The 17,558-nt window shown below is 34.8% G+C and carries 19 protein-coding genes; 5 read left to right on the forward strand and 14 right to left on the reverse strand.

What is annotated here, in order from left to right:
• The first annotated feature begins 27 nt into the window (after positions 1-27).
• Both BXU10_RS17690 and BXU10_RS17700 read left to right on the forward strand, forming a co-directional pair.
• Positions 28-1,020, forward strand: a complete 993-nt coding sequence (locus tag BXU10_RS17690) for an acyl-ACP desaturase (protein WP_078228892.1) — start codon at positions 28-30, stop codon at positions 1,018-1,020.
• Positions 1,021-1,245: 225 nt separating this feature from the next.
• A complete protein-coding gene (locus BXU10_RS17700) occupies positions 1,246-1,899 on the forward strand; it encodes an HD domain-containing protein (protein ID WP_078228894.1) in 654 nt (217 codons plus the stop codon).
• Positions 1,900-2,009: 110 nt separating this feature from the next.
• Here BXU10_RS17700 and BXU10_RS17705 read toward each other — a convergent pair whose 3' ends face one another.
• From BXU10_RS17705 to BXU10_RS17725, 5 genes are all read right to left on the reverse strand, one after another.
• Positions 2,010-2,132 carry a FeoB-associated Cys-rich membrane protein gene (locus BXU10_RS17705; RefSeq protein ID WP_078228895.1) on the reverse strand — a complete coding sequence of 41 codons (123 nt, stop codon included), beginning with the start codon at positions 2,130-2,132 and terminating at the stop codon, positions 2,010-2,012.
• 6 nt (positions 2,133-2,138) lie between these two features.
• Entirely contained in the window at positions 2,139-4,238 is a 2,100-nt protein-coding gene (gene feoB / locus BXU10_RS17710; RefSeq protein WP_078228896.1) for a ferrous iron transport protein B, read from the reverse strand.
• The gene (locus BXU10_RS17715) at positions 4,238-4,477 is read right to left on the reverse strand and encodes a FeoA family protein (protein ID WP_031457556.1); all 240 of its coding nucleotides are present in this window, start codon (positions 4,475-4,477) and stop codon (positions 4,238-4,240) included. The genes feoB and BXU10_RS17715 overlap by 1 nt, the downstream gene beginning before the upstream one ends.
• A gap of 102 nt (positions 4,478-4,579) precedes the next feature.
• Positions 4,580-5,245: an SCO family protein gene (locus BXU10_RS17720; RefSeq protein ID WP_078228897.1), complete on the reverse strand. Its 666-nt coding sequence runs from the start codon at positions 5,243-5,245 to the stop codon at positions 4,580-4,582.
• A 72-nt stretch (positions 5,246-5,317) separates the two neighbouring features.
• Complete coding sequence (locus BXU10_RS17725; protein WP_078228898.1) at positions 5,318-6,256, reverse strand: DMT family transporter; 939 nt, start codon at positions 6,254-6,256, stop codon at positions 5,318-5,320.
• Positions 6,257-6,414: 158 nt separating this feature from the next.
• Here BXU10_RS17725 and BXU10_RS17730 point away from each other — a divergent pair, with 158 nt between their 5' ends.
• Positions 6,415-8,475: a M13 family metallopeptidase gene (locus BXU10_RS17730; protein ID WP_078228899.1), complete on the forward strand. Its 2,061-nt coding sequence runs from the start codon at positions 6,415-6,417 to the stop codon at positions 8,473-8,475.
• Positions 8,476-8,545: 70 nt separating this feature from the next.
• On the opposite strand, the gene BXU10_RS17735 is transcribed toward BXU10_RS17730, so the two are convergent.
• Together BXU10_RS17735 and hemB are read right to left on the reverse strand one after the other, a co-directional pair.
• Positions 8,546-8,953, reverse strand: a complete 408-nt coding sequence (locus BXU10_RS17735; protein ID WP_078228900.1) for a c-type cytochrome — start codon at positions 8,951-8,953, stop codon at positions 8,546-8,548.
• 1 nt (position 8,954) lies between these two features.
• Positions 8,955-9,947, reverse strand: coding sequence for a porphobilinogen synthase (gene hemB / locus BXU10_RS17740; protein WP_078229255.1), 993 nt, complete (start codon positions 9,945-9,947; stop codon positions 8,955-8,957).
• Positions 9,948-10,171: 224 nt separating this feature from the next.
• Between hemB and BXU10_RS17745 the strand changes: the two genes are divergently transcribed.
• Together BXU10_RS17745 and BXU10_RS17750 are read left to right on the forward strand one after the other, a co-directional pair.
• Positions 10,172-10,804 (forward strand): hypothetical protein, encoded by a 633-nt coding sequence (locus BXU10_RS17745; RefSeq protein ID WP_078228901.1) that lies wholly within the window; start codon positions 10,172-10,174, stop codon positions 10,802-10,804.
• A 14-nt stretch (positions 10,805-10,818) separates the two neighbouring features.
• Positions 10,819-12,615, forward strand: a complete 1,797-nt coding sequence (locus tag BXU10_RS17750; RefSeq protein WP_078228902.1) for a hypothetical protein — start codon at positions 10,819-10,821, stop codon at positions 12,613-12,615.
• Positions 12,616-12,672: 57 nt separating this feature from the next.
• On the opposite strand, the gene hemF is transcribed toward BXU10_RS17750, so the two are convergent.
• From hemF to hemC, 7 genes are all read right to left on the reverse strand, one after another.
• The gene (hemF, locus tag BXU10_RS17755) at positions 12,673-13,575 is read right to left on the reverse strand and encodes an oxygen-dependent coproporphyrinogen oxidase (protein WP_078228903.1); all 903 of its coding nucleotides are present in this window, start codon (positions 13,573-13,575) and stop codon (positions 12,673-12,675) included.
• A 10-nt stretch (positions 13,576-13,585) separates the two neighbouring features.
• Positions 13,586-13,984 carry a hypothetical protein gene (locus BXU10_RS17760; protein WP_078228904.1) on the reverse strand — a complete coding sequence of 133 codons (399 nt, stop codon included), beginning with the start codon at positions 13,982-13,984 and terminating at the stop codon, positions 13,586-13,588.
• Positions 13,985-14,017: 33 nt separating this feature from the next.
• Positions 14,018-14,404, reverse strand: coding sequence for a hypothetical protein (locus tag BXU10_RS17765; protein ID WP_078228905.1), 387 nt, complete (start codon positions 14,402-14,404; stop codon positions 14,018-14,020).
• A gap of 14 nt (positions 14,405-14,418) precedes the next feature.
• Positions 14,419-14,781 carry a hypothetical protein gene (locus BXU10_RS17770; RefSeq protein ID WP_078228906.1) on the reverse strand — a complete coding sequence of 121 codons (363 nt, stop codon included), beginning with the start codon at positions 14,779-14,781 and terminating at the stop codon, positions 14,419-14,421.
• A 39-nt stretch (positions 14,782-14,820) separates the two neighbouring features.
• Complete coding sequence (gene hemE / locus BXU10_RS17775) at positions 14,821-15,846, reverse strand: uroporphyrinogen decarboxylase (RefSeq protein WP_031456722.1); 1,026 nt, start codon at positions 15,844-15,846, stop codon at positions 14,821-14,823.
• Between the two features lie 86 nt (positions 15,847-15,932).
• A complete protein-coding gene (locus BXU10_RS17780) occupies positions 15,933-16,598 on the reverse strand; it encodes a uroporphyrinogen-III synthase (RefSeq protein ID WP_031456721.1) in 666 nt (221 codons plus the stop codon).
• A complete protein-coding gene (hemC, locus tag BXU10_RS17785) occupies positions 16,598-17,521 on the reverse strand; it encodes a hydroxymethylbilane synthase (protein WP_078228907.1) in 924 nt (307 codons plus the stop codon). The genes BXU10_RS17780 and hemC overlap by 1 nt, the downstream gene beginning before the upstream one ends.
• Between the last annotated feature and the right edge of the window lie 37 nt (positions 17,522-17,558).

Raw genomic sequence — 17,558 nt, forward strand, 5'->3', positions numbered from 1 at the left:
ATACTTAAATCCCAAATTAAACAAGTAATGTCTATAAAAAACATTAGATTAGAAGTAATGCAGTTTTTGGAAAAAAATGTAGATAGCTTCGTAGAACAGTATTTAATTCCTGTTGAAAAAATTTGGCAGCCAACCGATTTTTTACCTAATTCCCAAGGAGAAAACTTCTTTGAGGAGGTTAAAGAATTACGTGAAATTGCCAAAGAATTACCGTATGATTTCTGGGTAACTTTAGTAGGTGATACCATCACCGAGGAAGCTTTACCAACTTATGAATCCTGGCTGATGGATGTAGAAGGAGTGAATCAGGTTGAAAATGGTGGAAACGGTTGGTCTAAATGGATTCGTCAATGGACGGGAGAAGAAAACCGACACGGAGATTTACTAAATAAATACTTGTATTTGTCTGGTCGTGTAAACATGCGTGAAATCGAAATGACAACACAGCACTTAATCAACGACGGTTTTGATATTGGAACCGGATCCGATCCATACAAAAACTTTGTATACACTAGTTTCCAGGAGTTAGCAACTTATGTTTCGCATAACAGAGTAGCCCAAATGGCGAAAAAATTTGGTGATAACAAGTTGTCTAAAATGTGTAAAATGATTGCTGGTGATGAAATGCGCCATCATCATGCGTACAGCGAATTTGTTACCCGTATTTTTCAGGTTGATCCAAGCGAAATGATGTTGGCGTTTCAATATATGATGAAACAAAAAATCGTAATGCCGGCGCATTTTTTAAGAGAATCAGGTCAAAAAATCAGTACTGCTTTTGAGCAATTTTCAGATTCTGCGCAGCGTATCGGAGTTTACACTGCAAACGATTATGTAGATATCATGCAGAAATTAATCGATAAATGGGAAGTTGATAAGATTACAAACCTAACAGATGAAGCTGAAAAAGCACGTGATTATCTGATGAAATTACCGGCTCGTATGGCAAGAATTTCAGAGAGAATCGTAATTCCAAAAGAGTCTCATATTTTCAAGTGGGTAGAGCCGGCGAGATTATAATATTTAGATTTTAAATCAATTTTATTAAATGCAATTTCGTTGCGTTTAAAAACAAAGAGTATAAAGATGTTGATTGTTGAGGTTTTTAAATCTTTGACAGTCAGCATTTTTTTAATATTTCGTGGTCTCTTTTTTGAATAAAAATGTTTTTGAATTTTCAAATAAATTATAAAAAATACTGTTGTTATTAAAAAATAAAGCAAACGGTTAAGCATTAAAAATATCATGAATAATACAGCCTTAATACATAAAACAATCCAATTTGTAAAAGAAAAACTTAATGATGCAGAAGGAGGTCATGACTGGTTTCATATCGAGCGTGTTTATAAAAATGCATTATTGATTGCTAAAAATACAGATTGCGATTTAACAGTAATTCAATTAGGAGCTTTGCTTCATGATATTGCCGATAGTAAATTTCATAACGGAGATGAAACAATTGGTCCCAAAACAGCACGTTTGTTTTTAGAATCAGAAAATGTTTCCGAAGACATTATTGTACATGTTGTTAATATCATCGAAAATATCTCATATAAAGGCGGAAATTTCGAAAAGAAGTTTTCTTCTCTTGAATTGGATATTGTTCAGGATGCTGATCGTCTGGATGCAATTGGTGCAATTGGTGTAGCAAGGGCATTCAATTATGGGGGATTTAAAAACAGAGCTTTGTATAATCCGGAAATTACACCTGTAACCAACATGACCAAAGAAGAATACAAAAAGAATAATGCGCCCACCATAAATCATTTTTACGAAAAGCTGTTACTCTTAAAAGATAAAATGAATACCGAAACCGGAAAACAACTTGCCGAAGAAAGGCATCGTTTTATGGAAACGTTCCTTGCACAGTTTTATGCAGAATGGGAAGGTATTAAGTAAGTTTGTATTTCGCAAAGATTCACTAATAAGCGCAAAGATCCGCAAAGTTATTTTACATTTCTTTGCGGATCTTTGTGTTTTTTCTCTGTGTAGCTCTGCGGAATAAAAAATCAGCTGCAGCCACAATTCCCATCACCACAGTCCTTTTTCTTTTTAGATTTCCAGAAGAATTTTCTAATCAAAAAAGCAACTGCAAATCCTAATATGGCAAAAGCAATAATTTCCTGAATCATGACTCATTATTTTAATATTTGGTACGCAATCAAGGCGGTTAAATAGGCAAGTGCACTCATGAAGCCCAATTGCATGGCAGGCCATTTCCACGAATTGGTTTCTTTTTTGGTAATAGCCAATGTGCTCGCACACTGCATGGCAAAAGCATAAAACAGTAATAATGAAATTCCGGTTGCAAAATTAAAGACTTTTTCTCCTGTGTCAGAGTGAACTTCCGCCTGCATTTTGCTTTTTATGGTAGCTTCGTTCTCACTATCGCCAACGCTGTAAATTGTGGCAAGAGTTCCCACGAAAACCTCACGAGCAGCAAACGAACTAATTAAGGCAATACCGATTTTCCAGTCGTAACCCAAAGGTTCAATCGCCGGTTCAATTGCATGACCCATTAATCCGATATAGGAATTCTCCAATTTTTGAGAAGCTACTTCGTTTTCAAATTGAGTTTCTGTCAGGGTTGTATTTGCAAATCTATCTTTTACGATGGTTTCTGCTTCGTTAAAATCTTTTCCGGGTCCGTATGAGGCTAAAAACCACAAAATAATAGATATGGCAAGAATGATTTTACCGGCACCAACAATAAAAGCTTTGGTTTTTTCTACAACATTGATTCCAACGTTCTTAAAAAGGGGTAATTTATAACTTGGCATTTCAACAACGAAATACGTTTTGGATTCCAGTTTTAAAACCTTATTTAAAATATATGCCGATAAAATAGCAGCAAAAAAACCTAAAACGTAAAGCGCCATTAAGGTTAGTCCCTGCACATTTAAAACTCCAAAAACACGTTTACTGGGAATTACCAATGAAATGATAATCGCATACACCGGTAACCTTGCTGAACAAGTTGTAAAAGGAGTAACCAAAATCGTAATCAGACGTTCTTTCCAGTTTTCAATATTTCTCGTTGCCATAATTGCCGGAATGGCACAGGCTGTTCCTGAAATGAGAGGCACTACGCTTTTTCCAGATAAACCGAATCTGCGCATGATTTTGTCCATTAAAAATACAACACGGCTCATATAACCACTTTCTTCTAAAATCGAAATGAACAAGAATAGGAAAGCAATTTGCGGAATGAAAATGATAACACCGCCAATTCCCGGAATGATTCCCTGCGAAAGCAAATCGGTTAAAATACCGCTTGGAAGTTCTTCGGCAACCCTGCTGCTTAAAGAGGCAAAAGTGCTGTCAATGAAATCCATCGGAATCGTGGACCAGCTAAAAATAGATTGAAAGATCAGAAATAAAATGGCAAAGAAAATAGCGTATCCCCATATTTTGTGTGTTAATACACGATCCAGTTTTGCACGGATGTCTTTTGCCATCGAAGGATCGACTTTTAAACCTTCTTTCAAAACATCATTTATAAACTGATACCGTTTAATAGTTTCTTTTTGCTGAAGACGTTTTAATTCAGAGTGTGATTTTGTAAAAGTACTTCGGATTTCATTTCGGTCTAAATTCGAAAAATTGACATCCTGAGTAATAACCAGCCACAATTTGTATAACAACTGGTTCGGAAAAGCATGTTGTAATTTTTCAAAATAGGCTGCATCAATAACCGAAGCATTTAAACATGGCTCGTGCGGAACAGTTCGATAGGAAACTATTAATTCTTTTAAGGCATCAATTCCTAAACCTTTGCGTGAACTCACTAATGCAATTTTTGTTTTTAGTTTTTCTTCTAAATACGGAATATCAAGAGTAATTCCTTTACGTTCCATACGATCAGACATATTGATGACCAAAATTGTTGGAATTTCCAGGTCTTTTATCTGAGTGTAAATCAGCAGATTTCGTTTCAGGTTTTCAACATCTGTTACTACTACTGCCACATCCGGATATAATTTATCGTTTTTGTTCAGTAAAAGTTCGATCACCACACTTTCATCCATTGAACTGGCATTCAGGCTGTACGTTCCGGGTAAATCCAGAATATTGGCTTTAATGTTGTGTGGCAGTTTACAGAAACCCATTTTTTTCTCAACAGTAATCCCGGGATAATTTCCAACCTGTTGGTTTAAACCCGTAAGCTGATTAAAAACAGAAGTTTTTCCTGTGTTTGGATTCCCAATAAGGGCAACATTGATATTCTGAACGCTCATTATAAATTGTTTTTGATAAGTTCAACTTCAATTTCACGAGCTGTTTCAATACGAATTGCAACATGGGAGCCATTGATATCCAAATATAAAGGATCTCCAAAAGGAGCAATTTGAAGCAATTCAACCAAGCTGCCAGGCAAACAACCCATTTCTAATAATTTTAGAGGAATAAGATCGATATCAAAATCTTTGATAATGGCTTTGTCGCCTTTTTTCAGAGTGTGGATAGTATTTTGCAAGCTTATTTAGATTGAATTTAGATTGCAAAAATAGGCAATAATTCTTTATTTAAGGGAATTTAATACAGCCGAATATGCTAAATGTTTCTAAAAATAAGGGTTTTATTCTTTACACAAGAAATCAATATCTTCTAAAAGACGTTTAATATCTTCTTTGTCTGTTCCATCATAAAATCCGCGAACGCGTCGTTTTTGATCCACCAGGATAAAATTTTCTGTATGAACCATATCATAAAGCTGATCAGGTCTTCCTAGTTTTACGGCCAGATACGATTTTCTGGCCATGGTATAAATCTCTTTTTTATCGCCGGTAACCAGATTCCATTTGCTGTCAACCACTCCATGTTTTATCGCATAGGCTTTTAAAACCGGAATACTGTCTGTTTCAGGAAAAACGGTATGAGAAAGCAGCATAACCTTTGGATTATTTAAAACTGCTTTTTGAACATCAGCCAGGTTGGTTGTCATTTTTGGACAGATTGATCCACAGGTTGTAAAGAAGAAATCGGCAACATAAATCTTTCCTTCATAATTTTTTTGGGTAATGGTAGCGCCATTTTGGTTCACAAAAGAAAAATCGGCAATGGTATGATATTTACTTTTGTATTGTACCGTGCTGTCTACCAATTCAGGATTTACATCAGCCGGATTGTAGACAGGCAAGATTTTTTGCGGTTTTAAAGCGAAGTAAAACAGGGTTATGGTAATAGCCGAAAATACAATTAAAACGATAAAAAATTTTCGGTATTTATAAAGAAGCGATTTCATAAAAATAATTTGAATGCAAAAATACGAAAAGGACTTTTTTTAAAACTTTAAATTGTCATGATTTTAACCAAATTACTGCAATTGCTTTTTCTTTTTTGGTTTTGGTATGGATCTGTTCACCAGATATAATCCTGCCAAGGTTATTAAAACGCCAATTGCAATAGCCTTTGTAAGTATTTCTCCAAAAATAAAAAAACCAAGAACAATGGCTACAATTGGATTAATGTAAGCATAAATACTGCTGATTTCTTTTGGAAGATGTTGGAGCGAATAGATAAAAGCAATAAAGGTTAATACTGAGCCAATTATTACCAGATATCCAATTGCCCACCAGGATGTAACCGGAATTTGGTTTAGCGGAATATTAATACCTGCAGATTCTGTAATTCCTAAAAGAATAAAACTGGATATAAGCATTTGTAATCCTAAACTAAAGTACGGGTTGAAACTTGTTGCTTTTTTCTTAATATGTAAAGTTCCGAATGCCCAGGTAATAGTTGCGATAACAGATAAAATAATTCCAAATTGAAAATCAGGTTTTAAGAAATCAGCTAAATGGTCCATGAAAATAACACAAATTCCACAAAAGCAGATCAACAGTCCTAATACGGCCAATTTTGACACTCTTTCTCCTCTAAAAAAACAAATGATTACAATCCAAATCGGAAATATGGCAGCAATAATTGCCCCAAGTCCGCTACTGATATATTTAACACCCCAAGTGCTCAAACCATTACTCAGACAAAAGTTTAGGAAAGCCAGAACCAAAATTGTTCTCCATTGCTTCCCTTTTGGCCAGGGTTCTCTCTTGATAATAAAATACAAAACATATATCATTCCTCCTATGAACTGTCTTATTGTTACCAGTTGTAAAGCTGGCATATGTTTGACCCCTTCTTTTGATGCCAGCCAGGTAGTTCCCCAAAAAAAACTCACACAGCACAAAGCTAAAATCGGTAATCCGATGGCATCTATTCTTTTTGAAAAGGCATTTTGGATTTTTGCTTTCACCTTAAATTATTTTTAAGCAAATATTCCAAAAACAATTTGAATTCAGGAAGTAAATACATGAAATGTTATCTTTTTAGGAAAGTTAAAAATCAGATTTTTAACACAACTTTTCAAATAATAACAATATGTTTGCATATTGTCTATAAACTTAAATAAAAATGAAAAAAGTGCTTACTAAACCTACTTTTTATGCTATTTCTGCAATGCTTTCCTTTGCTGCAGTACAAGCACAAACCACACCTCAAAAGGAACCGGGGATTAATGTTTCTTATATGAAAAAAGACATTAGCCCTAAAGAAAATTTCTTTCAATATGTAAATGGTACATGGCTGGATAAAACAGAAATCCCGAGTGATCGTACAACCTGGGGAAGTTTTAATGAATTAATTAAAAAAACAGACAAGGATGCAATGGAAATTTTGAAAAGTGCTTCAAAAAATCCAAAGTATAAATCGAATACAGATCAAGGCAAAGCAGTGAACTTGTTCGCCACAGTTTTAGACACTGTTGGCAGAAACAAAAGAGGTATTGAACCATTGAATCCGTTTTTGAAAAAGATTGATGCTATAAAAAATGTGGCTGATCTTCAAAAATATTTAGTCGAAATGGAACCTCAGGGAGGAAATGACTTTTTTAAGATTTACATAGGAGCTGATGAAAAAAACAGTTCTAAAAATTCTGTAACTCTCGCCGTTAGCCGATTAGGTTTGTCTGATAAAGATTATTACACTGCTGAAGATAAAGATTCTAAAGAGAAACTTGCTAAATATGAACTTCATGTAGCAAGAATGATGCAGTTTATTGGAGAATCTGCTGAAAAAGCCAAACAAAGTGCATCAGAAATTGTAGCATTAGAAAAAGCTTTATCAACTCCAAGATTAGACCGTGTCGAAAGCAGAGACAGTCGTTTACAATACAATCCGATGACTGTGGCAGATCTTCAAAAATTAACTCCAGCTATTAAATGGGATGCTTATTTTACCGGGCTTGGTCTTGCAAAGTTAGATACAGTCGTGGTTTCAGAAACACGTTACATGAAAGCACTTCAAAATGTTTATACTGAAAACAAAGTTTCACAATGGAAAGAGTATTTAAAATGGACTTTACTAAACAGGTCAACATCGCATTTGACTACTGATATTGAAGCCGCAAACTTTGATTTTTACAGTAAAACCCTGAGAGGTGCCCTGAAACAATTGCCCAGAGAAGAGATTGCTTTGCAAATTGTAAACCGAAGTATTGGAGAAGCTCTTGGTAAATTATACGTAGAAAAAGTATTTCCTGCCGAAGCAAAAGCAAAAGCAACAGATATGATTCACAATATAATTCTGGCTTACCAGAACCGTATTAATAATTTATCATGGATGTCTGATGCTACTAAAGTGAAAGCTATCGAAAAACTGAATAAAATTACAATAAAAGTTGGGTATCCTGATAAGTGGAAAGACTACTCTGCTTTAGAAATCAAAAGTGTTGCTGATGGAGGCAGTTACTTTGAGAATTCAAGAAATTTGGCTAAATGGAATTTTAACAAAGGTCTGGAAAAATTAAAAAAGCCAGTAGATAAGTCAGAGTGGGGAATGTCTCCTCAGACTGTAAATGCTTATTATAACCCTTCTTATAATGAAATTGTTTTCCCTGCTGCTATTTTGCAACCGCCATTTTACAATTATCAGGCTGATGAAGCAGTAAATTATGGTGGAATAGGGGCTGTAATTGGTCACGAAATCTCACACGGGTTTGATGATTCAGGTGCACGATACAATGCTGATGGGAATCTTGTTGACTGGTGGACTGCAGAAGATTTGAAACAATTTACACAATTAGGAACTGCTCTTGCTGATCAGTATAGCGCTTTGGAACCTTTGCCAGGAATTCATGTGGACGGAAAATTCACTTTAGGAGAAAACATAGGAGATTTGGGTGGAATCAATGCTGCGTATGACGGTCTGCAATTGTACTTGAAGGCAAATGGAAATCCGGGATTAATTGACGGATTTACACCTGAACAGCGTTTCTTTATTTCATGGGCTACAGTCTGGAGAACTAAATCAAGAGATGAGGCTATTAAAAACCAGGTAAAAACAGATCCGCATTCACCGGGAATGTACAGAGCATATGTCCCAATTCAGAATGTTGATGCTTTTTATGATGCTTTCGATATCAAAAAAGGAGATAAAATGTATGTTGATCCGGAGAAGAGAGTAAAAATCTGGTAATTCAGAACAAAAAAATGGAGCTAAATTTAGCTCCATTTTTTGTTAATTATAGTATGTTTGAAATAGTGTTTTATTTCAAATTACTATAAATATAAGTTTCAATTGCTTTTAGTTCTTCATCAGACATTGCCTGTGTTACCGGAAAATTGGTTTTCATCACTGCAAACTGACTTGGATCTACAATTGGTTCTCCATTTCCTTTGAGAAAAGTAACTATATCTCCTTTTTTGTCTTTATAGATTTTGGCGATTTCCTGAATACTTGGGCCAATTACTTTTTGATCTACCTGATGACAAGAAGTACAATTTCCTTTACCCTCAAAAATCGATTTACCTAATTCTTCAGGAGTTTTAGTTTCTTCTGATTCACCTTCTGAATATGTTTCTGTCTTTTCGGTAGATTTTCCAAATGGCTCCTGACTGTCTTTTTTGCAGGATATAAATGCTAAAACAGCTATTAAAAATATAGTTTTTTTCATATTATTTATTTAAGATTATCGAAGCTTCTTTAGCAAAATAAGTTGAGATGATACTAGCCCCTGCACGCTTAATGCAATAAAGTTGCTCTATCATAATTTTGTCATGATCCAGCCACCCTTTTTCTGCTGCGGCCTTTACCATAGCGTACTCACCAGATACCTGGTAAACTGCAACCGGTACATGAACGGCATTTTTTACCTCGCGAACAATGTCTAAATAGGCCATTCCTGGTTTTACCATAACGATATCTGCACCCTCTTCAACGTCTAATAATGCTTCACGAATTCCTTCAATTCGGTTAGCATAATCCATCTGGTAAGTTTTCTTGTCTTTTGGAATATTTTGAGAATCCACTGGAGCAGAATCTAACGCATCACGAAAAGGCCCGTAAAAAGCAGATGCGTATTTGGCACTGTAACTCATGATTCCCACATTATGGTGACCATTTTCTTCCAGCGCTTTTCTAATGGCCAAAACTCTTCCGTCCATCATGTCGCTTGGTGCTACAAAATCGGCTCCGGCTTCAGCATGGCTCAGACTCATTCGGGTTAAAGCATCAACAGTAGCATCGTTTATCAATTGGCCGTTTTCTATAATTCCGTCGTGGCCATAAATCGAATAAGGATCTAATGCTACATCGGGCATGACAATCATTTCAGGGACTGCATCTTTAATAGCTCGAATAGTTTGCTGCATCAATCCATCTTTGTTCCAGGCTTCAACACCTTTATTGTCTTTAAGGCTCTCGCTTACTTTTACATAAATATTCACTGCTTTGATTCCTAAATCCCAGGCTTCTTTGACTTCTTTAATAGTGTTGTCCAGTGAATGGCGATAAATTCCGGGCATAGACGGAATGGCGACTTTTACATCTTTTCCTTCGGCCACAAACATTGGAAGCATAAAATCCTGTGGACTTAAACTGGTTTCACGAACTAAAGAACGAATAGATTCATTAGTTCTTAAACGGCGGTTTCTTTGTAATGGGAACATAGAGTGTTTTTTTATTAAATCTAAAAAGAATATTCTCTCTAAAGAGTTCATATTCATTATTAAAGTGAAATTAAAATAAGTGCCGCAAAGTTAAAGAAAAAACGTCCAAATAAAGAGTGAGTAATGCCGTAGAATTCGTTAATATTATCTAAATTCGTATCGCTTTTTTAAACTTCTGTTAAGAATCTTCTTATGGAATGTTTTTTCAACTTTAAATCTCCCAAATGAAGAAAATATTTGCATTATGTTGCTGTTTACTCTTAACAAGCTGTTTCGAAATAACAGAAAGAATCAAACATCATGATGACCAGAGTGGCGAATATACCTTGATGGTTGATTTTTCGAAGTCATGGCTTAAGACAAAATCAGCTATCTGGCTGGAAGAAGTTGACGGTGTGAAAATTCCTAATGAGCAGGAAATCACACAAAAGTTAACCGATTTTAAATCCAAAGTTTCAAAAATTGAAAACATTTCAAATGTCACCACCAAAACAGATTTTGATCGTTATATTTTTATCATCAAATTGGATTATAAAAGTTTAAAAGCGCTGAACGAAGTAGTTAATACATTGAATAAGCAAAAAAATCAGATTCATTTTACAGCAAATTCAAAGAGTTTTGAAAGAATCGCATCGTACCCAATTCCTGAAAATCTGCTGAAAGACGAAAAGAAAAAAGAAGATCTGGAAAAAGCCAATATTGTATCTATTTACACTTTTGACCGTGACGTTTTAAATGCAAGTAATGCCAATTGCAAAATTTCTCCAAACAAAAAGACCGTTTTTTTAAAGCAAAGTATGTACAGCGTTCTTAAAAAATCATCACTTATGAATAATACTATTCAATTAAATCAATAATCCTTATACATCACATGAAACAATTTTTTATTTTTTTAATTCTGCTTACATTCACTTTGGCTCACAGCCAGACACTGTCTCCAAAACAGGATTATTTTGTTCAGTTTAACGGCAGTCAGCTTTCTAAAAAAGTAAGTATTGCTGAGGTTATAAATCATTCTTTTTTAAAGAAGTATAAAGACGGAAAAATGAATCTGGACATCAATCAATATGCAGATCTTATAAAATTAGATCAGAAAATAACTGTTCACGGTAATTATTCTGACAGTATTCCGTATTATCAGGTTACCATTCCTATAAAAGATAAAAATGCTATTAAAAACTTTCTGATTCAAAAGAACAAGGAAAATGATTCACTTGGAAAACCTCTTATTGAAGATTTTGGTCAGTATTCAGTATATAATTCTCCAGATAAAAAAACAACCGTAGCCTGGAATGACAGCTATTTAGTGTTTTTTGGATTAACAAAAAAACACGAGTATAAAGATTATTCGTATCCGGAAGTTGAGGTAGACTCAGCAGCAACTGCAGTAACAGGTGATCCTTCAGAAGTTTCGGAAGTTGTTGTAGAAACAAACGAGGTACCGGTTGTAGATACAGCTTATGTAGATTATTCGGATAATTATTATGCTAATTTTCAAAAAGAACAGATTGCTTTTGACAGCATTCAGGCCATAAGTCAAAACAGATTTGTAAAATTGCTTTTTGAAAATGGTTTTACAGTTCCAGCTTCTGAAAAGGTACATGAAAATGCTGATATTTCATGCTGGGTAGATTATGGTGCGGCAATGTCGAGTTTTAATACTGCCTATGCGGCTTTGGCAAGGTTTACGACTTATAATAAATTTTTGCTAGGCCAAAATAACTTAGGCAATTTCGTTAAAGGGATAAATGTTGATTTTTATTTTGATAATGATAATGCCAGAGTAGAAGAAATTGTGGAATACTCGAAACCAATGGCTGATATAGTGGGCAAAATCAGTAATCGGAAAGTAAATAAAAACATCTTTAATTATTTTCCGTCTCAAAAACCGCTGGGTTACATGACGTATCATTTTAACACAAAAGAAATACTCAATAGTTTTCCTGCTTTTAGTACCGAGATTTTCTCCAATCCTTATATTTTAAAAGAGGATATTAGTGTTGCAACAGATCTTATTTCAACAATTATTGATGAAGAAGCCACAGCGACTCTTTTTGATGGTGATATAAGCGTATTTCTTTATGATGTTGTCGAAAGAGAAGTGACTTCAAAAACTTTCGAATATGATGAGAATTATGAGTCAAAAGAAGTTGTGAAAACGATAAAAAAAGCAATACCGCAGTTTTCAGTGATTTTTACTTCGACACATCCAACTTTTGCTGATAAACTCATCCAGTTAGGAGTTCGCAAAAAAGGATTAGTTCAAAAAGGGAATTATTACGAAATAAAAGGAACCCAGGAATACGGTAATTTGTTTATTTTTAAGGATAAAGATGTTGTAGTTGTTGGTAATAATATTGATGCAATTTTTCCGAAAGACAATTCATTTTCGAAAGAAGTTAAAAAAGAACTGAAACAGCATTATATTTCGGCAAAAGTGAGTTTGGATAAATTGGTAACAGCCTATTCTAATACAGGTGAAGCCAAGGAATCTGAAATTAAAAGCTTCAATCGACTGGCTCAGCAGTTTACGGATGTTACTTTATATTCTGCCAAAAAACTAACAGATAACAAACTGAAATTCGAGTTAAAGCTAAACTCATCCAAAGGAGATAAAAATATTATTCTTCAGACCTTAGATTTAGTTGACGAACTAAGTACTAAATAATTCTAAATGAAAAGCCCTAAAAAATCAATTTTAGGGCTTTTTTATGTTTTGAAGTGATTAAATCCAGTCTACAGGATTTTCCAACACTTTTAATAATTTCTCCTCGTCACTTCCCGTTTCCGGATGATGATCATAAACCCATTGCACGTGCGGAGGTAAACTCATCAAAATACTTTCGATTCTTCCGTTGGTTTTTAAACCAAATAATGTGCCTTTGTCGTGAACCAAGTTAAATTCCACATAACGGCCACGTCGGATTTCCTGCCAGTTTCTGTTTTCCGGAGTGTAAGAAAGATTCTTTCTTCTTTCTACAATTGGTACATACGCTTCCAGGAAACTGTTTCCAACTTCAGTTACGAAATCGTACCAGTTTTCCATTGACATTGACTCATTTGCTTTGCAATAATCAAAGAATAAACCGCCAAGACCGCGGGCTTCGTTTCTGTGTGCATTCCAAAAATATGAATCACACTGTTTTTTATATTTCGGATAAAACTCCGGATTGTGTTTATTGCAGGCCGTTTTGCAAGTTTGGTGAAAGTGTTTGGCATCTTCTTCAAACAAATAATATGGGGTTAAATCCTGTCCGCCGCCAAACCATTGCTGAATCACATTTCCTGATTCGTCGTACATTTCAAAATAGCGCCAGTTGGCATGAACCGTCGGAACCATTGGGTTTTTCGGATGAATCACCAGACTTAATCCGCAGGCAAAGAAATCAGCTTCGCCAACGCCAAACATCTTTTGCATTGTTTCCGGAAGTTTTCCGTGAACGGCTGAAATGTTTACACCGCCTTTTTCGAAAACAGCTCCGTTTTCAATAACGCGTGTTCTTCCACCGCCGCCTTCCGGACGTTTCCATAAATCCTCACGGAATTTTGTAGTTCCGTCAACAGCTTCTAATCCTGCACAGATTTGGTCTTGTAATTGTTGTATGTAGGCGTAAAATTTGTCTTTCATGATTTGAAATCTATTTTAATTTAAAATGAAATTTGTTCTCATCGTAAATATCATTATAAATTATACTATCTGTTTTATTAAGAATTATTTCTTTCGAATTTTTCTTTTTAATAATTGAATCGCCTTTATGTACTTTTTTATAAATAGAATAATAACCTATTATTTCTGTAGAATCTGTTAGTTTTATATAAACCACATGATGATAAAGCCATTTTCGATGTACAATTCCCTGAAAATCATCTTTTATATGGTTTTTGTAAAATTCTCCTCGATAATCATAATTTGCATCTTTATAAATGTTATAACCAACAAAAAAGGATCCCAAACCAAATACAAAAGCAAAGAAAAAATATTTAGTCCAGGAATTACTAAACTCTAAATCGAAGATACTTTCTCTTTCTGTAAACATTTAATTTACTTTTTATGATCCGTAGCAGATAACTTATTTTGTGTTAATGTTTTTTAGCGAAGCAATTTTATAATTTATCCCAAAAGAAAAAACCTTGCTTTCTGTCTGAATATATTGGTAAAGAGCCAAAGCTTTACTTTCAAAATTATAGTTTTTGACTTTTGAAAAATCCATTAAAAAATCTGCAAACAGTTCTAATTGTTCCCAGTCAAAATGAAGACGAATCAACAAATCGATTAAATCTTCATTGGAATGATCAACTAAGGTTTCAATGTTTAGCGCGAATTCTTTTAATTGATTTTCAATATTCGTTTTATCTAAATTATTCAAAGGCTGAGGTACAAAAACAAGAGTACGCAATGTTTTTAGAACATTGTCGATTCTGATTTTCTCTTCGTCTCTTAAACCTTTGTTGAGCATTTATCAGTTGTTTTTTATTCGAAATATACCCGATTGTCAAATGTCATTGCAGTATAGCAAATAATAACTAAAAGAATCAGGCTTGGAAGCCACGCAATTCCAATAAGTTTAAAATATAAGGACTGTTTTTTTATTTTGGCGTATTGAATATGACCTAAAATATAAAAAGTATATAAAAAAGGTAAAACAAATGAACCAATGTTATAAATGATAATTTCAAACATTTGTTTTTCTCCGGATAAATAAAAATGACCAAAACCAAAAGTACTGATTACATTATACCACCAAATTATAAATACAAACGATACAACGGTATTAAATCTAATGAAATTTTTACCAATTTCTTCAGTTGCAGAAACAGTATTGTTTTGTTCCATACAGGTTTGGATTTTAGCAGATCAAATCTTACTATTAAATTAGTTCCCGTATTCTTTCACCGCGTCAATAAATGCTTTGGCATGATCTACAGGGATATTTGGTAAAATTCCGTGACCTAAATTTACGATATATTTATCTTTTCCGAATTCGTCGATCATTTCATGAACCATTTTTTTGATAGTCGGAATTGGAGAAAGCAATCTTGACGGATCGAAATTTCCTTGTAAAGTAACATTTCCGCCAGACAGGTAACGTGCATTTCTTGCAGAACATGTCCAGTCAACTCCTAATGCAGAAGCTTTACTTTTACCCATTTCGCCCAAAGCAAACCAGCATCCTTTTCCGAAAACAATAACCGGAGTAACCTCGGCCAATGCTTCAACAATCTGGTTGATGTATTTCCATGAAAATTCCTGATAGTCAACCGGAGAAAGCATTCCTCCCCACGAATCAAAAATCTGAACCGCATTTACACCAGATTTTACTTTTTCTTTTAAATATAAAATAGTGGTATCCGTAATTTTTTGTAATAAAGTATGTGCTGCAACCGGATTTGAAAAACAGAATCCTTTTGCAGTATCAAAACTTTTAGAACCTTTTCCTTCAACAGCATAGCAGAAAATAGTCCATGGTGAACCTGCGAAACCAATTAATGGTACCTCATCGTTCAGCATTTCTTTAGTCAATTTCACAGCGTCAAAAACATAACCTAAAGTTTCATTTACATCTGGAACAAAAACCTGATTTACCTGTTCCATCGTACGAATCGGATCCGGAATAATCGGGCCTAGATTGTCTTTCAATTCTACGTGAATTCCCATAGCACGTGGCACTACCAAAATATCCGAGAATAAAATCGCAGCATCCGGAGCAATTCTGCGAATAGGCTGAACGGTAATTTCTGCAGCCAATTCCGGAGTTTCACAACGTGTAAAGAAATCATATTTATCACGCAAGGCTCTGAATTCCGGCAAATATCTTCCTGCCTGACGCATCATCCAAACTGGTGGACGCTGAACTGTTTCTCCTTTTAATGCTTTTAAAAATAGGTCGTTTTTTAACATTGTTTTTTGCTTTAGGCTTTAAGCTTTAGGCTTTAAGCGTTTGTTGTTTAAATTTTAGCTTACGGCTTAGAGCCTAAAGCTTATTGCTATTTATATTCCTGAATTACATCTTCGATCACATCTTCAATTGTAGGCTGATCTGCGACGATGATGTTTTTGGTGATTTTTGATAAAGCGTCTGCGGTTGTATCACCAATACAGAAACAGATTTGTTTATTTATGGAATTGTCTTTCAGATAACTCTTAACACCAGAAGGACTGAAAAACAATACTGCTTCAGGATTTCCTTTTATTTTTTGCGGCTGCAATGTTGTGTCGTAAACCTGAATTTCATTGAATTTAATTCCGTTTTCTTTTAAAGCTTCGGGCAAAGTATCTCTTCTAAGATTCCCGCTGAAAAAGGTATAACTCTCACTACTGTAAATCAAAGTGATAATTTCTGCCAAATCTGAAGCGTAACCTGTATAGGCAATAACGTTGAATCCGTTATCTGTCAATAAGGTTTTGGTTTTAAGTCCAACGCAATACACGTTTTTCTTTTTGAGTTCTTCCGATTTTGGATGTGATAAAACGCTATGAACGGCATTCTGACTTGTAAAAATCAGGCTTTCGTTGAGGTCTTTTAATTCGAAAGGTTTGTTTTCGGTTTTGATGAAATCGGCTTCGATTACTTCAATACCATATTTCATCAATTCCTGCTTATGAAGAGGCGATAATATTTTAGTTGATAGTATTTGAACCTGGTTTGCCATTATTTTTTCAAGGATTCTTTGATTTTTTGCATTAATTCAGTTCCTCCATTATTCAAAATCTCCTGAGCCGAGTTAAAACCTAATTTTTTCCATTCTGAGATATCAACTGTTTTATCGATTTCCAATTTTTGTTTCCCGTCAATAGAAAGTAAAACGCCTTGAAAATGTAAAGTATCTTCGTCTTCATTATAGGTAACCAAAGCTCCGATTGGTGCTGTACATCCGCCTTCAAGTGTTCTTAAAAACTGACGTTCTATATAAGTACAAATCTCAGTTTCAATATGATTTAATTGCGAAAGTGCATCAAGCGTATAATTGTCATTTTCCATTGCCACAACCAGCATTGCACCTTGTGCGGGCGCTGGAATCATCCAATCCAGATTAATAACATTTTCCGGTTTTAGGTTGATGCGTTCCAAACCTGCAGCAGCAAAAACGGCTCCATCCCAGTCGTTATCCTGAAGTTTCTGCATACGCGTATTTACGTTTCCGCGCAAATCAACTACAGTATGATTTGGATATTTATTGAACCATTGTGCCTGGCGACGCAGACTTCCGGTTGCAATGGTACTTGGATTGGTAAAATCAGGATTTCCTTTATGAACTAAAATATCCAGAACATTTGCTCTTTCCAAAACTGCTGCCTGAACAATTCCTTTTGGCAAAGCCGTTGGAACATCCTTCATAGAATGTACCGCAATATCAATATCGCCATTGATCATGGCAATGTCTAAAGTTTTGGTAAAGATTCCCGTAATGCCGAGTTCATAGAGTGGTTTGTCGAGTATAATATCTCCTTGAGATTTTACGGCAACAATTGAAGTTTTAAAGCCTAAATCGTTTAATTTTTTTTCGACAGTATGAGCTTGCCAAAGCGCGAGCTCACTATCGCGGGTTCCTATTCTGATAACTTTTTGAGCCATATTTTTTTGGATCCTTAAAAGTAAGGAACATTCTGTT

The sequence above is a fragment of the Flavobacterium sp. LM4 genome (assembly GCF_002017935.1).
In the GTDB taxonomy this organism is placed as follows: domain Bacteria; phylum Bacteroidota; class Bacteroidia; order Flavobacteriales; family Flavobacteriaceae; genus Flavobacterium; species Flavobacterium chungangense.

What these genes read in the sequence shown, in the direction of transcription:
- BXU10_RS17690 (WP_078228892.1), top strand. Translation starts at nt 28, where the DNA reads ATGTCTATAAAAAACATTAGATTAGAAGTAATGCAGTTTTTGGAAAAA.
- BXU10_RS17700 (WP_078228894.1), top strand. Translation starts at nt 1,246, where the DNA reads ATGAATAATACAGCCTTAATACATAAAACAATCCAATTTGTAAAAGAA.
- BXU10_RS17705 (WP_078228895.1), bottom strand. Translation starts at nt 2,132, where the DNA reads ATGATTCAGGAAATTATTGCTTTTGCCATATTAGGATTTGCAGTTGCT.
- feoB (WP_078228896.1), bottom strand. Translation starts at nt 4,238, where the DNA reads ATGAGCGTTCAGAATATCAATGTTGCCCTTATTGGGAATCCAAACACA.
- BXU10_RS17720 (WP_078228897.1), bottom strand. Translation starts at nt 5,245, where the DNA reads ATGAAATCGCTTCTTTATAAATACCGAAAATTTTTTATCGTTTTAATT.
- BXU10_RS17730 (WP_078228899.1), top strand. Translation starts at nt 6,415, where the DNA reads ATGAAAAAAGTGCTTACTAAACCTACTTTTTATGCTATTTCTGCAATG.
- BXU10_RS17735 (WP_078228900.1), bottom strand. Translation starts at nt 8,953, where the DNA reads ATGAAAAAAACTATATTTTTAATAGCTGTTTTAGCATTTATATCCTGC.
- hemB (WP_078229255.1), bottom strand. Translation starts at nt 9,947, where the DNA reads ATGTTCCCATTACAAAGAAACCGCCGTTTAAGAACTAATGAATCTATT.
- BXU10_RS17745 (WP_078228901.1), top strand. Translation starts at nt 10,172, where the DNA reads ATGAAGAAAATATTTGCATTATGTTGCTGTTTACTCTTAACAAGCTGT.
- BXU10_RS17750 (WP_078228902.1), top strand. Translation starts at nt 10,819, where the DNA reads ATGAAACAATTTTTTATTTTTTTAATTCTGCTTACATTCACTTTGGCT.
- hemF (WP_078228903.1), bottom strand. Translation starts at nt 13,575, where the DNA reads ATGAAAGACAAATTTTACGCCTACATACAACAATTACAAGACCAAATC.
- BXU10_RS17760 (WP_078228904.1), bottom strand. Translation starts at nt 13,984, where the DNA reads ATGTTTACAGAAAGAGAAAGTATCTTCGATTTAGAGTTTAGTAATTCC.
- BXU10_RS17765 (WP_078228905.1), bottom strand. Translation starts at nt 14,404, where the DNA reads ATGCTCAACAAAGGTTTAAGAGACGAAGAGAAAATCAGAATCGACAAT.
- BXU10_RS17770 (WP_078228906.1), bottom strand. Translation starts at nt 14,781, where the DNA reads ATGGAACAAAACAATACTGTTTCTGCAACTGAAGAAATTGGTAAAAAT.
- hemE (WP_031456722.1), bottom strand. Translation starts at nt 15,846, where the DNA reads ATGTTAAAAAACGACCTATTTTTAAAAGCATTAAAAGGAGAAACAGTT.
- BXU10_RS17780 (WP_031456721.1), bottom strand. Translation starts at nt 16,598, where the DNA reads ATGGCAAACCAGGTTCAAATACTATCAACTAAAATATTATCGCCTCTT.
- hemC (WP_078228907.1), bottom strand. Translation starts at nt 17,521, where the DNA reads ATGGCTCAAAAAGTTATCAGAATAGGAACCCGCGATAGTGAGCTCGCG.